This is a genomic window from Micromonospora sp. NPDC005172, assembly GCF_040608555.1.
Classification (GTDB): domain Bacteria; phylum Actinomycetota; class Actinomycetes; order Mycobacteriales; family Micromonosporaceae; genus Micromonospora.
The window spans coordinates 26827-40372 of record NZ_JBEXIL010000054.1 but is presented as its reverse complement, the minus strand read 5'-3'; the positions used below and the strand labels follow the sequence as shown (position 1 = coordinate 40372).

General features: G+C 69.2%; 16 protein-coding genes and 1 other RNA gene. 11 read left to right on the top strand and 6 right to left on the bottom strand.

The window, feature by feature from the left end; all coding sequences use genetic code 11:
• The 3 genes from ABZV06_RS27170 to mctP form a co-directional block, all read left to right on the top strand.
• On the top strand, positions 1-733 hold a 733-nt coding region (locus tag ABZV06_RS27170; protein WP_355625017.1), incomplete at its 5' end, for a histidine phosphatase family protein.
• A gap of 138 nt (positions 734-871) precedes the next feature.
• On the top strand, positions 872-1114 hold the full coding sequence (locus ABZV06_RS27165; RefSeq protein WP_355241368.1) for a DUF3311 domain-containing protein: 243 nt from the start codon (positions 872-874) through the stop codon (positions 1112-1114).
• A gap of 58 nt (positions 1115-1172) precedes the next feature.
• On the top strand, positions 1173-2822 hold the full coding sequence (mctP, locus tag ABZV06_RS27160) for a monocarboxylate uptake permease MctP (RefSeq protein ID WP_355625015.1): 1650 nt from the start codon (positions 1173-1175) through the stop codon (positions 2820-2822).
• Positions 2823-3132: 310 nt separating this feature from the next.
• On the opposite strand, the gene ABZV06_RS27155 is transcribed toward mctP, so the two are convergent.
• A complete protein-coding gene (locus ABZV06_RS27155) occupies positions 3133-3591 on the bottom strand; it encodes a MarR family transcriptional regulator (protein ID WP_355241374.1) in 459 nt (152 codons plus the stop codon).
• A gap of 54 nt (positions 3592-3645) precedes the next feature.
• On the opposite strand from ABZV06_RS27155, the gene ABZV06_RS27150 reads away from it, so the two are divergent.
• Positions 3646-4878 (top strand): MFS transporter, encoded by a 1233-nt coding sequence (locus ABZV06_RS27150; RefSeq protein WP_355625013.1) that lies wholly within the window; start codon positions 3646-3648, stop codon positions 4876-4878.
• Positions 4879-4982: 104 nt separating this feature from the next.
• Here ABZV06_RS27150 and ABZV06_RS27145 read toward each other — a convergent pair whose 3' ends face one another.
• On the bottom strand, positions 4983-5744 hold the full coding sequence (locus ABZV06_RS27145; RefSeq protein WP_355241379.1) for a sulfite exporter TauE/SafE family protein: 762 nt from the start codon (positions 5742-5744) through the stop codon (positions 4983-4985).
• 214 nt (positions 5745-5958) lie between these two features.
• Between ABZV06_RS27145 and ABZV06_RS27140 the strand changes: the two genes are divergently transcribed.
• Positions 5959-6915, top strand: coding sequence for a threonine/serine dehydratase (locus ABZV06_RS27140; RefSeq protein WP_355625011.1), 957 nt, complete (start codon positions 5959-5961; stop codon positions 6913-6915).
• Positions 6916-7024: 109 nt separating this feature from the next.
• Positions 7025-7441: RNase P RNA component class A (gene rnpB, locus ABZV06_RS27135), an RNA gene on the top strand.
• A 155-nt stretch (positions 7442-7596) separates the two neighbouring features.
• On the opposite strand, the gene ABZV06_RS27130 is transcribed toward rnpB, so the two are convergent.
• The gene (locus ABZV06_RS27130; RefSeq protein WP_355625009.1) at positions 7597-7944 is read right to left on the bottom strand and encodes a hypothetical protein; all 348 of its coding nucleotides are present in this window, start codon (positions 7942-7944) and stop codon (positions 7597-7599) included.
• Between the two features lie 97 nt (positions 7945-8041).
• Positions 8042-8455 (bottom strand): GyrI-like domain-containing protein, encoded by a 414-nt coding sequence (locus tag ABZV06_RS27125; protein ID WP_355625007.1) that lies wholly within the window; start codon positions 8453-8455, stop codon positions 8042-8044.
• A 304-nt stretch (positions 8456-8759) separates the two neighbouring features.
• Between ABZV06_RS27125 and ABZV06_RS27120 the strand changes: the two genes are divergently transcribed.
• From ABZV06_RS27120 to ABZV06_RS27110, 3 genes are all read left to right on the top strand, one after another.
• On the top strand, positions 8760-8960 hold the full coding sequence (locus ABZV06_RS27120; RefSeq protein ID WP_355625005.1) for a hypothetical protein: 201 nt from the start codon (positions 8760-8762) through the stop codon (positions 8958-8960).
• Positions 8961-9247: 287 nt separating this feature from the next.
• Positions 9248-9514, top strand: coding sequence for a hypothetical protein (locus ABZV06_RS27115; protein WP_355625003.1), 267 nt, complete (start codon positions 9248-9250; stop codon positions 9512-9514).
• A gap of 167 nt (positions 9515-9681) precedes the next feature.
• Positions 9682-10362: a hypothetical protein gene (locus tag ABZV06_RS27110; protein ID WP_355625001.1), complete on the top strand. Its 681-nt coding sequence runs from the start codon at positions 9682-9684 to the stop codon at positions 10360-10362.
• Here the strand turns inward: ABZV06_RS27110 and ABZV06_RS27105 are convergent.
• Positions 10341-10532 (bottom strand): DUF397 domain-containing protein, encoded by a 192-nt coding sequence (locus ABZV06_RS27105; RefSeq protein WP_355624999.1) that lies wholly within the window; start codon positions 10530-10532, stop codon positions 10341-10343. The two genes, ABZV06_RS27110 and ABZV06_RS27105, sit on opposite strands and share 22 nt — an antisense overlap.
• Complete coding sequence (locus ABZV06_RS27100; RefSeq protein WP_355624997.1) at positions 10519-11325, bottom strand: helix-turn-helix transcriptional regulator; 807 nt, start codon at positions 11323-11325, stop codon at positions 10519-10521. The genes ABZV06_RS27105 and ABZV06_RS27100 overlap by 14 nt, the downstream gene beginning before the upstream one ends.
• 253 nt (positions 11326-11578) lie before the next feature.
• Here ABZV06_RS27100 and ABZV06_RS27095 point away from each other — a divergent pair, with 253 nt between their 5' ends.
• Both ABZV06_RS27095 and ABZV06_RS27090 read left to right on the top strand, forming a co-directional pair.
• Positions 11579-11824 (top strand): hypothetical protein, encoded by a 246-nt coding sequence (locus tag ABZV06_RS27095; protein ID WP_355625019.1) that lies wholly within the window; start codon positions 11579-11581, stop codon positions 11822-11824.
• Positions 11825-12156: 332 nt separating this feature from the next.
• Complete coding sequence (locus tag ABZV06_RS27090) at positions 12157-13542, top strand: hypothetical protein (RefSeq protein WP_355624996.1); 1386 nt, start codon at positions 12157-12159, stop codon at positions 13540-13542.
• Positions 13543-13546: the final 4 nt, after the last annotated feature.

Sequence of the window (13546 nt, the reverse complement as noted above, 5' to 3'; positions counted from 1 at the left end):
GCCGCCGGCGGCCAGCGCGCCGGCCTCGGCCAGCGCCCCGACGGGCGGCGCCTCGACCGGCAGCGACCCGGCCACCGCCCCGGCCTCCTGGGAGCCGCGTCCGAGCTTCACGGCCACCCGGCTGATCCTCGTGCGGCACGGCGAGACCGCGTACACCGAACAGGGTCGCTACTCCGGTCGCGGCGACGTGCCGCTCTCCGAGCGCGGCCGCGCCCAGGCCGCCGCCACCGGCGCGCGCGTGGCCGCGCTGGCCCCGTCCGTCGCGGCCGTGCTCAGCTCACCCCTGTCCCGGTGTACGGCCACCGCGGCGGCGATCGCCGAGGCGATAGGTGACGTACCGGTCCGCACCGAGGCCGACCTGATCGAGTGCGACTTCGGGCAGTGGGAGGGGCGCACCTTCGCCGAGGTACGCCAGCAGTGGCCGGGCGAGATGGACGCCTGGCTCGCGTCGGCGCGGATCGCCCCGCCGGGCGGTGAGTCGTTCACCCAGGTCGCCGAACGCGTCCACCGGGTCGTCGACGCGCTGCCGAAGGCGTACCCCGGGGAGACCGTGGTGGTCGTCTCGCACGTCTCGCCGATCAAGCTGGCGCTGCGCGACGCCCTCGCCGCCAGCGACGCCTTCCTGCACCGGCTCTTCCTGGACGCGGCGGGCATCTCGGTGCTCGACCTGTGGCCCGACGGCGGCATCGCGGTCCGCACGGTCAACGACACCGCGCACCTCCCCACTACCTGAGCAGCGCGTCCGCGCCGTTCGGCGCAGCCGATGCGCCGTTCGGCGCAGAGCCGTCCGCGCGCTGATCGTGACGGCGGTCACAGAGTCGTAGCCTCCGGCCGTTACATCGCGTGCCACGACTCCCCGGAGGTGTGTCAGATGCCTGCACCGGAACCGGAGGCGCCCACCACGGCGCCGTCCCGGGCGAAGGACCACAGTCCCTGGAACTGGTTGCTCTTTCTCCCCATCGTGGTGCCGCTGATCCCGGCGTTCTTCAACAGTGACGCGCCCCGGATCTTCGGGTTCCCGCGCTACTACTGGCTGCAACTGGCCTGGATCCTGCTCGGCGTCTCCACCACGACGTTCGTCTACCAGCTGACGAAGAAGCGGGGTGTGCGGTGAGCGCGAGGAGTGAGCCGGTTTTGCGAGCCCCGCAGTCGCGAACGAAGGGGGTTTGCTGATGTGGCGCGACCATCTCACCGAGATCATCGTCTTCTCGCTGCTGTTCCTGCTGGTCAGCGCGATGGGCTTCGTGGCCGCGCGGTGGCGTGCGCCGAAGGACATGGCGCACCTCGACGAGTGGGGCCTGGGCGGGCGCAGCTTCGGCGGCTGGATCACCTGGTTCCTCGTCGGCGGTGACCTCTACACCGCGTACACGTTCGTGGCGGTGCCGGCGCTGATGTTCGGGGCCGGGGCGGCCGGGTTCTTCGCGGTGCCGTACACGATCGTCGTCTACCCGCTGGTCTTCCTGGTGCTGATCCGGCTCTGGTCGGTCTCGCACCGGCACGGCTTCGTCACCCCGGCCGACTTCGTCCGTACGCGGTTCGACTCGCCCGTGCTGGCGCTGCTGATCGCGATCACCGGGATCGTCGCCACCATGCCCTACATCGCGCTGCAACTGGTCGGCATCGAGGCGGTCCTCAAGACGATGGGCGTGACCGGGGACAGCACCGTTGCCCGGCACCTGCCGATCATCATCGCGTTCGCCATCCTCGCCGCGTACACCTACCAGTCGGGGCTGCGGGCGCCGGCGCTTATCGCGTTCGTCAAGGACAGCCTGATCTACATCGTGATCCTCGTGGCGGTGATCTACCTGCCCTACAAGCTGGGCGGTTGGGGCGACATCTTCGACGCGGCGGACGCGAAGTTCCAGGCGTCACCGAACCCGAACGACGGCATCCTGCTCAACGGCAACAACCAGCTCCAGTACGTCACGCTGGCGTTCGGCTCGGCGTTGGCCCTGTTCCTCTACCCGCACAGCATCACCGGCGTCCTGGCCAGCCGGAACCGGGACGTGATCAAGCGGAACATGTCGGCGCTGCCCGCGTACAGCCTGCTGCTCGGCTTGATCGCGCTGCTCGGCTACATGGCCATCGCGGCCGGCGTGAAGCCGCTGCCCGGGGCTTCGGCCGGCAGCGTGGACAACAACACGATCGTGCCGCTGCTGTTCGACCAGCAGTTCCCGGACTGGTTCGCCGGAGTCGCGTACGCGGCGATCGGCATCGGCGCGCTGGTGCCGGCGGCGATCATGTCGATCGCGGCGGCGAACCTGTTCACCCGCAACATCTACAAGGAGTACCTGAAGAAGGACGCCAGCGCCGCGCAGGAGGCGAACGTCTCGAAGATCACCTCACTGGTGGTCAAGGTCGGCGCGGTGGCCTGCATCGTGTTCCTCGACCCGCAGTTCTCGATCGACCTCCAGCTCATCGGCGGCGTGATCATCCTCCAGACGCTGCCGGCGGTGGCGCTGGGCCTCTACACCCGCTGGTTCCACCGCACCGCCCTGATCGCCGGCTGGGTCGCCGGCATGGGCCTCGGCATGTGGATGCTCTACCAGGTGGCGAGCCCGACGAAGAAGCACTTCGGGGGCTCGGCCTTCCCGCTGGAGAAGTTCGGCTTCGACACGCCCAAGACGATCTACGTGGGCATCGTGGCGGTACTGGTCAACCTGGCGGTCGCCGCCCTGTTGACGCTGATCCTGCGGGCCGCGAAGGCGCCCGAGGGAGTCGACGGCACCACGCCGGACGACTACTTCGCCGACGAGGGTGACCCCCGCGTCACCCCCGGCGTCGAACGCGACGCCGACCCGGCCCGCGAACCGGTCGCCTGACACCCATCCCCTGTTGCTGTACCCGTTCCCCGGGCGCCCGCCGCGAGGCTGGCGCCCGGGCTGCTTGGCGGTCCCGTCGCGCGCCTGCCGCCTGTCGCCTGTCGCCCCTTGCGCGTTGTAGTGGTGTCGGGCGGCGGGGATGCCACTACATCCAGGATGTTGCGCGATCTTGGCGGCGGTCGGGCCGAAGGCCAGGTGGGGTGTGCGCAACTTCAGGGATGTTGCTGCTTCGGCTGCGGTGGAGGCAGCAACATCGGTGAAGTTGCGCGGATCTTGGGGGTCGGCGGGGGTCAGTGGGGGTCGGTGGGGGTCAGCGGGGGCGGTTGCGGTTTACCAGGGCCTGGTTGAGGCGGCCCAGGAGCCGCGCCAGGATTTCCCGGTCTTCGGGGGTCCAGTCGGACAGCATGTCGCCGTAGAGCCGGGTGCGGGCGGCCTGCACGGCGGCCATCCGCTGGAGGCCGGCCGTGGTGGGGGAGATGACCGTGCCGCGTCCGTCGGTGGGGTCGGGGGCGCGGACGATGAGGCCGTCGCGTTGCAGGGCGGAGACCTGCCGGGTCACCGTCGAGCCGTCCAGGTTGAGGCGCGCGGCGAGCGCGGAGACGTTCTGCGGGCCGGCCGCGTCGAGGTGCCGCAGGATCACGTACGCCGCGCGGTCGAGCACCCGGTGCTCGGCGGACCCGCTGGCCCGCCGGGTGGCCTCGCCGAAGCGCATCAGCAGGGCGACCTCGGTCTCGATCAGTCCGAGGGTGCTCTCGTCGTCGTCGCTCATAGCTGTAGGATACAGGGTAAGTACCTGTACGATACAGCTAATTGGGGAGTCGGAGTGGATCGGTCATCCGAACCAAACCGCAGTGCCATCTACGCCACCACGCTGGTGGCCTTCCTCGCCATCGCGGGCATCGCGGTCGTCGACCCGATCCTGCCCGCCATCGGGGAGGCGATCGGCGTCACCGCCTGGCAGGTCGAGTTGCTGTTCACCGCGTACATCGCGGTCATGGCCCTGGGCATGATCCCGGCGACGCTCGCCAGCGGCCGGTTCGGTTTCAAGCCGGTGCTGGTCGCCGGCGTCTCGGTGGTCGGCCTGGCCGCCATCCTCGCCTCGTTCAGCGGCAACATCGCGCAGCTCTCGGTGCTGCGCGGCGTCTGGGGTCTGGGCAACGCCATGTTCTTCGCCACCGCCATGGTGGTGCTGGTCAACCTGGCCATCGACCGGGAGTGGGTGGTCGGCCTGTTCGAGACCGCCCTCGGCCTCGGCTTCGCCGTCGGTCCGCTGATCGGCGGCCTGCTCGGCCAGGTCTCCTGGCGGCTGCCGTTCTTCGTCTGCGGCGTGTTCATGGTCCTCGCCCTCGGTGTGGCCGCCGGCAAGCTGCGTGAGCCCACCAACCGCCAGGCCCCGGTACGCGTCGGCCAGATCTTCGCCACCTACCGCCGGCCGGCCTTCATCGCCCTCTGCGTGGTGACCGCCGCGTACAACTTCGTGTTCTTCGTCGTACTCGGCTACACGCCGCTGTTCCTCGGCCTGGACGTCGTCCCGCTGGGGCTCGCGTTCACCGGCTGGGGGCTCGGCCTGGCCACCGGCATCCTGGTGATCGGCCACCGGCTCGCGCACCGGATCGGCGCGGTGCAGACCGTGGGCGTGGCCATTGGCGGGCTGCTGATCTGCATGGTTCTCTTCGCCACGTCCACCAGCACCGCCGAGGCGCTCGTCGTGCTCGTGCTCGCCGGCCTCTGCATGGGCATGGCCAACGCCAACCTCACCGACCTGGCGCTCGGCCTCGGCTCCAGCGACCGCAGGCTCGCCACCGGCGCGTTCAACCTGGTCCGCTGGGGTGCCGCCGCGCCCGCGCCGATCATCTCCGGCAAGCTCGCCGAGCAGTCCCTGGCGCTGCCGTTCTGGGTCGGGTTCGGGGTGCTCACCGTCGGAGTGCTGGTCTACCTGGCGTTCGCGCACATGATGGCCGCCGGCTACGGCGAGCGCGTCCTGTGGTCCCGTTGGAACCGCGCCGCCGCGAACACCGAGCACGCGTCCGAGGAGCCGGTGGGCGAGGCGTACTGAGGGACCTGGTTCAAGATCCGCGCACTTTCACGGATACTGCTGCCTCGACGCGCGCTGAGGCAGCAGTATCCCGGAAGTTGCGCGGATCTTGGGCGTCCGGCTCGTCAGCGCAGGGCGCGGTAGAGCAGGTAGAGGCCGATCGCCGTACCGAACACCACGATCAGCCCCTTGAGCAGCACCGGCGGCAGCCGGCGGACCAGCCGCGCGCCCGCGTACCCCCCGATGAGGGTGGCGGGCGCGACCACCGCGACCGCCGCCCAGTTCACCGGGCCGAACAGGGCGAACACCACGAGCGTGGTCAGCCCCACGACGGCGGAGAGCAGATTCTTGATCGCGCTCACCCGCGCCAGGGTCGCGTCGAGCACCAGCGCCAGGCCGGCGACCAGCATCACCCCGAGCGCCGCGCCGAAGTACCCGCCGTACACCGCACCGAGCGCGACCATCGTCTGAACCGCGACCGTCCGCCGGCGTGGTGACAGATCCCGGGGGTGACCGACCAGTCGGCGCAGCGGGTCCTGGAAGGCCAGGACCGCGGTCGCGCCGAGAACCAGAAAGGGTACGACCAGCTCGAACGCGCGAGCCGGGGTCGCCAGCAACAACAGCGCCCCGACGATCGTGCCCACGATCGTGGTGGGCACCAGCGTGGCGAGCGCGCGGGGGCGCGGCAGGTCCTGGCGGCTGCCCGCCACACTGGCGACGTACCCGGGGAACACGGCGACGGAGTTGCTGACGTTCGCCGGCACCGGCGGCAACCCGACCGCGATCATCGCCGGGAACGTGATCAGCGAACCACCACCGGCCACCGCGTTGACAGTGCCCGCGGCGAGACCGGCGGCGAGCAGCAGCGCGGCGTGGGAGAGATCCATAGCCCCACGAGGCTAGCCCGGCCCACTGAAGCCCCGCACAATCGGCCGGCTAATCGCCCGGGTGGCCGGGGTGACTCGGTCAGCTCGGGGACGTCTATTCGGTGTCCGCCGCCACCGGCGTCGACCTTCGGGCGGAACTGCTCACCGGGTACCGCTGATGGTCTCCTCCTGATCCGCGATCTGACCCGTCCCGCTGCTGTGGCACGCTTCAGCGATGATCGAGCTCGCGGACATCAAGGCGGCCGCCGGCCGGATCGCCAGCCATGTGGTCCACACACCCACCGTGCCCAGCCCTGGCCTGTCCGAGCTGCTCGGCGTGCCCGTCACCGCCAAGCTGGAGCTGCTGCAACGTACCGGGTCGTTCAAGGCGCGTGGCGCGGCGGCGAAGCTGCTCGTCCTGGACGACGCCGAGCGGGCGGCGGGCGTGGTGGCGGTCAGTGGCGGCAACCACGGCATCGCGGTCGCGGTGATGGCCGGCGCCCTGGGCGTGGCGGCGACCGTGGTGATGCCCCGGACGGCGCCGGCGCGTGCCGTCGAGGTGGCCCTTGCGGCAGGTGCCGACGTTCAGTTGACCGACGGCATGCCCGCCGCGTTCGCGCTCGTGTCCCGGTTACGGGAGGACGGCCTGACCCTGGTGCACCCGTTCGACGATCCGGTGGTGCTCGCCGGGCAGGGCACGGTCGGACTGGAGTTCGCCGACGACGCCGGTGAGTTGACCGACGTGTTGGTCAGCGTCGGCGGCGGGGCACTGATCTCCGGGGTGGCCGCGGCGCTGCGGGCACGCCGGCCGGGGGTACGGGTCTGGGGCGTGGAGACCGAGGGCGCGCAGGCGATGTCGCAGGCCCTGGCCAAGGGCGGGCCGGTCGAGGTACCGCTGTCGTCGATCGTCACCACGCTCAGCGCGCCTACCGTCTCGCCGCTCACCTACGACCACGTGACCGCCCTGGTCAGTGACGTGCTGGTGGTCTCCGACGCCGAGGCGGTGCGGGGGACTGTGGAGTTGGCCGAGCATGCGAAGGTCTGGGCCGAGCCGGCCGCCGGATGCCTGCTGCCGGCCGCCCGCCAGGTACGGGAGCGGGTGGGTGATGACGCCCGGTTGGGTCTCGTGCTCTGCGGCGGCAACTCCACGGTCGCCGACGTGGCGTCGTGGACGGCGCGTCTGGAGGCCTGAGCGCCCTCGGGCGTGTGTCGGCCGCGCCGGTCCGTCATCGTCATCGGCCGAGCCGAGGTGGGCGGAAAGGGGCGTCCCCGCGGCGTCGTTAGGATGGAGGCGCGACGGACGAGTCGACCGGGCGGTCGCGTCGGCGGGCTTCGGCCCGCCGCCGAGGAACGTCCGGACTCCACAGGGCAGGGTGGTTGTTAACGGCAACCCGGGGCGACCCGCGGGACAGTGCCACAGAAAACAGACCGCCGACCCCAACGGGGACGGTAAGGGTGAAACGGTGGGGTAAGAGCCCACCAGCACCCCGGGTGACCGGGGTGGCTCGGTAAACCCCACCCGGAGCAAGGCCAAGCAAGGGCCGTCACCGCAAGATGACGACCCGGCGCAGACGCTCGAGGGCTGCCCGCCCGATGTCTGCGGGTAGGCCGCTAGAGCCTGCCGGCAACGGCAGGCCGAGATGGATGGCCGCCGCCGGCGCGGAACCCCTCGGGGTACGCGCCGCGCACAGAATCCGGCGTACAGGTCGACTCGTCCGTCGTCCACCAGCTCAGAGCCTTGATCAAGGTTCTGAACTCGTTCCATGTCGGGGCGTCAATGGTCGTCGTTGGCCAACTTCGGCCGGCGTTGGACGCGCTGACGTCTTGGAGACGCCCGGTCGCGGCGATGTACGGCTAAAGATCGAGGGCTCGACTACGCCATGACCTGATAGCGGGCAAGCATCGACAGGACAGTTTCGATGCGGGCTCCTAGCAGCTTGTCGGGCGCGTGATGGACCTGAACCGTGGTGATGATGGATCCGGGGTCGTTCGCCAGCTCTATATGGAGCGTGGCGACGGTCCCGATGAGTGGGTAGTCGTACCACCCGTGCGGATCGTCGGCGTCCGTGCCCTCCAACCCGGCCTCGACGGCGTCCCAGTCCCAGGCGTCGGCCTCGTAATCGACCAGGGCTGCCAGTGACTCGATCAACGGGCGGACATTCGCAGCGAGGACCCAACTGCGGGTGCTCGCAGACGCACTCGCCTCAAGGCTGTCGCTCATGCACGTCAGGCGAGAGGGCAGTGAGCCGCCGCGCGTGCTCCTCGTCGACGGCGGGTGATGTTCGGGGCGGAAGGGCCCGGCTGTGGTGCTCGGTCGGTCAGGCTCCGTCTCGTATGGGCATGAGCAGGTCGCTCCGGTCGTGGCGGCGGTAGTACTCGATGCTGGGGCGAGTGTCGTCCCGGTCCCCGGAGCGCCGCAGTTGTTCGAAGGTCGGGGTGAGCAGGGCGTAGGCGGCGGGTTGGGAACCACGAATGGTTGCGCTCAGGTATTGGCCGCCCGGCACGACGCCTGATTGCAGGCCGAGTCGGGCGGGGTCGTCACCAGCCCGGAGCTGAACGCAGCAGCGGTAGATGCCGAAGTCGAACACGCCGAGGAATGTGCGCCCGCGCAGCGACCCGAGCAGGGTCTCCAAGCGGTCCCAGGCCGGCCCGATCTCGTCTGATCCGTCTTTGACGGCCACGAACATGACCGGTGTCTCGGCGCGCTCGACTCGCCTGAGCGGTAGTTCCATGTGCGCCCTTCCTCGGCGTGGTGGTCATGTTGCAGAGAAGCTACTCACCGCCTCTGACACGGCGGGTCCCTCGAATCAGGATCCCAGCTCTGGCTGGCGCTTGTACGGCGTGGAGGTTCCGGCTTGCGGCCGTTGGTTGCCCAAGAGCGAGGGGTCTCAGGTTCGTCGAGCGAGCCCACGACCCTCGGATGTCGCGGGAACTGGCGTCGATGGAATTCGAGCGGGAGCCTGAGGCGCTTGCAGGCGAAGCGTCAGCCCGGCCCACGGCTGTTCCGGGCTGTTAAGTGTCCGGCATCCTGGACAGGTGGACAACCAGAACCTCGACGAGCTGAGCGGAGCCGGGCGCAACATACAAGCGCTCGCAATGATCCACGAGCAGTTCGGCTGCAGTCTGAGAGAGGCGATCGACGTGCTGAGCGAGCATCACTCGCGGTTGAGGTCCGAGCGTGAGCAGCCGAACCAGCGGTCGTCGACGGACGATGACGGACCCGGGCACCAGGTGTAGCGCGGGGACCAGGCGCACCAGCTCAGAGGCTTGACGCTGGACCAATTCAAGATCGAGTCAGGTCTTCGCTGGTGCTTGGACGCCGATACTATGGCGTGATGTTCAGACGCACAGCCATTGTCGCAATCGTGATAGTGGTAGTTGCTGCTGGTGCCGCAGCGCTTTCCCGGTGGCAGGGCGTCAGACTTACCGACTGTCAGAGTCGGGCCACGTCAATGGAGGCGCTCCCGCTCTTGATGGAGCGACCAGACGGGGCGCAGCCAGACAGCCTGTACTCGGGATGCGACGTGGACCGGCTGGTTGCCTATGCCGGTCGCCAGTATCACGGTGCAGTGAACGAGCAGGCCATTTTTTCTTTTTACGAGCACGTAGTGAAGAGGGAGGCGTGGCTCGTGGCGCCAGCAGATGCCGGATCCGCCAGGTTCTGCGCGAGCAAGGACTTTGACGGTGACATGGTGTACATGAATCTTTGGTTTCCGGTGTCGGGCACCTTCGATCTGCACGTCGCCGATTCGCGCGACTCGGGCGGACAATGCGTGGCGCAGGCGAACTAACCCGACTCGGTGGTCCGCGAACGCGATGATCCGACATCCGCTGCTTTCGCTCTGCCCTGTGTGAGCTTGTGGAGCTTCCCTAGAGAGTGCGGGATGACCTGGCCGCCAACCTCGACGGTGTCGCCGGGACCTAGGCAGGCTTGACCGGCCGGTCTAGCCTGCGGCGGGTGAGTTTCGGCACCTACGCCCGCCACGTGCGCAACCCCGAGCTGCCTTACCGGCGGCGAGTGTCAGCGCTGAGGTCCTGTGTGCAGATGTACCGGCCGATCGGGTTCCACGCCACGCTGAGTTTTCTTGAGGAGATCGCGGGGCCGTTGCAACGTGACGAGTCGGCGTTGCTGCGCGCCTTGGACGCTCTCGTGGCGAGTCGTGCGGGCTGGCATGCCGATCTCCGCGACTACGCCGCCGAACGGAGGCTCGCCAAGCGCCGTGGCCAGCGAAGCCCTCGCCCGACCGATCCGAACCCGAACGGCTCTCCTCGCTGCTGGTACGGCGCCCCCGGACCGGCTGCCCTGCACGCCGTGCGGTACTGGCAACGTCATGAGGCACCTACGCTGCTGGCAGAGCCGGATTCGACCACCTTGGAGCTGGCCGCCTGCGTCGGCGTGTCCCTGGAAGCAGGCGGCGCACTGCGCCCCGCCCAACGAGAAATGTTGAGCGCATCCGTCGAAGCGCTGCGGCAGCGGGTGGGACCTGAGACGTGGCGCGATGACCCGCGCGCCTACTACCGAGCTTCCAACCTGCTGACGGTCGCACGGCACCTTGAGACGGCGGCCGATTCGGCGCCCACATCCGTCGGCATCGCGCGACCTGCAACGGTCGCCGGTTACGGCCGCGTGGCGACCTGAGTGACGAACGCCCGCCAGGCCGACGGACCGAAGGTCAGTGCCGGACCACCAGGGTCTTTGCTGTCCCGCACGCCGACGATGCCAGGCAGATTGTCCGCGACCTCGACGCAGTTGCCGCCGGACGATCCGCTGCGCCGGGACTTGCGCCAGGTGGCGTTAGTGAGGTCCATGATGGCTGTGCACTTCCTTCATCAGCTCGTTGGACTGTCGGCGCGGGAGTGCTTCGTTACGAACGTTCTCCCACCTCGCCTGGAGAATATCCAGCCCATCTTCCGTGTTGACCACGATCCCGCCTAGCTGATTCTCAAGGTGCCCGACCCACGCCCCGTCGCTGGCCCGCGCCAATGCGAACGGCCCGGACAGCCCGATGTGCAGGCCTGCGCCTGCCGGGATCACGTGTACGTGGACGTGCGGCAGTTCCGCGACGGCGATGAGGTGGGCGACCTGCTCCGCCATGATGCCGGCGTATTCGTCGCCGCCCCGGTGGAGCGCGGACTCATCCAGGACGGCCACCACCTGCGGCGGAGCGTCGATGGTGAGGATCTTGTGCCGACTCATGCGGGCACTGACCTGGTGGTCCACCTCCGCCGCGGACATGAGGTCATTCAACCGCATCACGACGCGGGCGTAGTTCTCGGTCTGTAGTAGGCCGGGGATCAGGAGTGGTTCGAAGAGACGAAGCTGTCGCGCGCCGCGTTCGGCGTCCAGCCACGGCAGGAACCACGACGGCGCGCCGAGCTTCATCACCAGGCGTCCGAACAGCCCGTCGTTGCTGAACGCACGATCGGCGCCCTTGATGAAGTCCATCGTCAGGGCGCGGGTGCCGCTCTCCACGGCGCTGACGTGTGAGGCGCTGAAGCCCGCCGCCCGACCGAACGCCTCCTGCGTCATCCCGGACGCTCCGCGAGCACGGCGGATCTCGCCCACGATGAAGTCCGCCAGCGGACTCGGCACGTCAGCCATGCAACGCTCCTCAAATTGGAGATCGACTACCCGGGGCGCTACACGCTGGAGGCTGCTCTGCCAGCTCCGGCCCGGACCCCACGGACGCCTTCCGAGCGTAGTGGCCTGCACAGCAGAGTGTCACCAGGCGGCGCGGCTGGTAGGGACCACGAGACCGGCGGTCGCGTTCGTAGCGGGGCCGCTTCCGGCGGGCGAGCACTCACGAGAGCGGCCCCTACCCAACAGCACCAGAGGGAAGACCGTGCCTGAGAAGATGAAGGCCGGCGACGTCATCCACCTGACCACCGCCGCTAGCGTGCAGTTCCTGCGGCCGATCGTCGTACGCGTCATCCGCGAGTTGCCCGAGTGGCACACGTACGACGGGTGGGTCTGGATCGAGGGTTACCAGCTGAACGCGGCGGGCGACGCGGTCGCGCGGCGCGAGTTGTACGTGCGACGGGCGGGCGTGCGAATGCAGGCCCTGCCGGCCAGACAACGGCGAGGCATGGTGCGGGTCTGATGAACGCCCGACTCCGCCCCCGCTCGCACCTGCCGATGCGTCCGGCGTGGCTGTGCCGCAACTGCGCCGCGCCCTGGCCGTGCCGCCCGGCCCAACTAGCGCTCGCGGCCGAGTTCCACGGCCACTCCATCGCCTTGGCGTTCTACCTGGCGCGTCGATGCACGACGCGATCGACGACGCGTACGGCCTGGGGTTGCGCCCGGACCCGCCGGCGATGCACGCCAGGTTCCTCGGGTGGTTGTCCCTGGCGCGGCGGCCTCGCTGGTCGGGTCGAGCCTGAGCGCCTGTGCCAGCGCGGCAGGCGCTTTGACTCGGCGTCCGATGATGATCTGGTGAAGCTGCGCCGCCCGTACATCGACCGCCTGAATCCCTTCCTCTTCGGGTTGTTGATGCTCGGCGGAGCAGCCTCGGTCGCGTACAAGGCGGTAACGGAGGGCCTCGGCTGGGTTGGTCTGCTCTTCTGCGGGGCGGTTGTGCTGTTCGGTTTGGCGATCGCTGGTCCGATGCTGCGGCACGCGGTGATGCCGTTCCGCGTCGATGTCGACGCGCGAGGCTGGTCGGTGCGCACACCGAAGCTCAGTCGGGATCTGCGGTGGGACGAGATCGCGGCGGTCGTGCTCGCCGACGCCCCCGCAACGGCTCGGCGGAGAAGCATGGCGTCTCCGCGGCTGCTACTGGTGCCGGCGGCCGGGGTGAACCTGGGCGTTCCGCTCACCGACGAGACCGGGTTGGGCGGCCAGGCTGCCGTGGAACTGTTCCACCTGGGCGAGGTGGACTACGGAGATGACCTGCTCCTGCGCGACGTGGCCGCGCTGGCCGGCGACCGCTTCCACAACCTCTGCCGACAGCTGACCCGGCCAGCCGGCGCGATCCCGCTGCGCTGTTTTCCCGACGAGCCCGACCACGCCCGGTTGACACGGTGGTTGGATCGGCGGAAGGCCCTGCTGTTCGCTGGCTGGTACCTGCTTGTCCTGGTCCCTACGCTGTTGTTCATCGGCCTGGGGGCGCAGCGCAACGAGCTGCTCGGCGTCATCATGCTGGTCGTGGGCCTGGTCGCGGTCGGCGCAACCACCTTCGGAATCTGGCAGATCTTTGGTGACTGCCGGAACCTCGCGGAAGGGTCGGCGATGGTCAGCGGGACGAACCTCGTGGTCGGCAATGATGTCCCGACTCACCCGACGAGCCTGCGTTCCGGAATTGTCGACATCCTGCCACCTGGCACTCTGCAGGGCTACGGCAAGGCGTGGCTGCTCACTGAGCGGGGACACAAGGGACGTCCGGGGGCCATCCTGCTGCTCAGCGATCCGCGCACCGGACGGCTACGCAGCCGGGACGACCTCTGCGCGTTGGAGGCGGTTCTGCGTGTCTCTCCGCACGAACGGGACCGGGCCGCTGGGCGGCGACTCCAGGAGTTGGCGATGTGGGCACCCGAGGCGTCGCCCATCATGCCCCCATCGGCAGTGGTGCCCACCTCCGCGTACGCGACTGCCCTCTGGCAGGCGTTGAAGGGGATGGGGCGCGCTGTGGTGCTGCTCGGCGTCGTGGCCACCGTCGGGATCGGGGGAGGTTGGGCGGGCGGGGATGCGTCACTTGTCGGGCCTGTCCTGTTCATCACCGCCGTCTGCCTGTTCGGTGTGTGGATCCTCTACGCGCTGTACCGCACGCTGGGACTCCTCGACGTGCTACTGACGATCGCCGCGCGAGCGATCCGCGGATGACGGC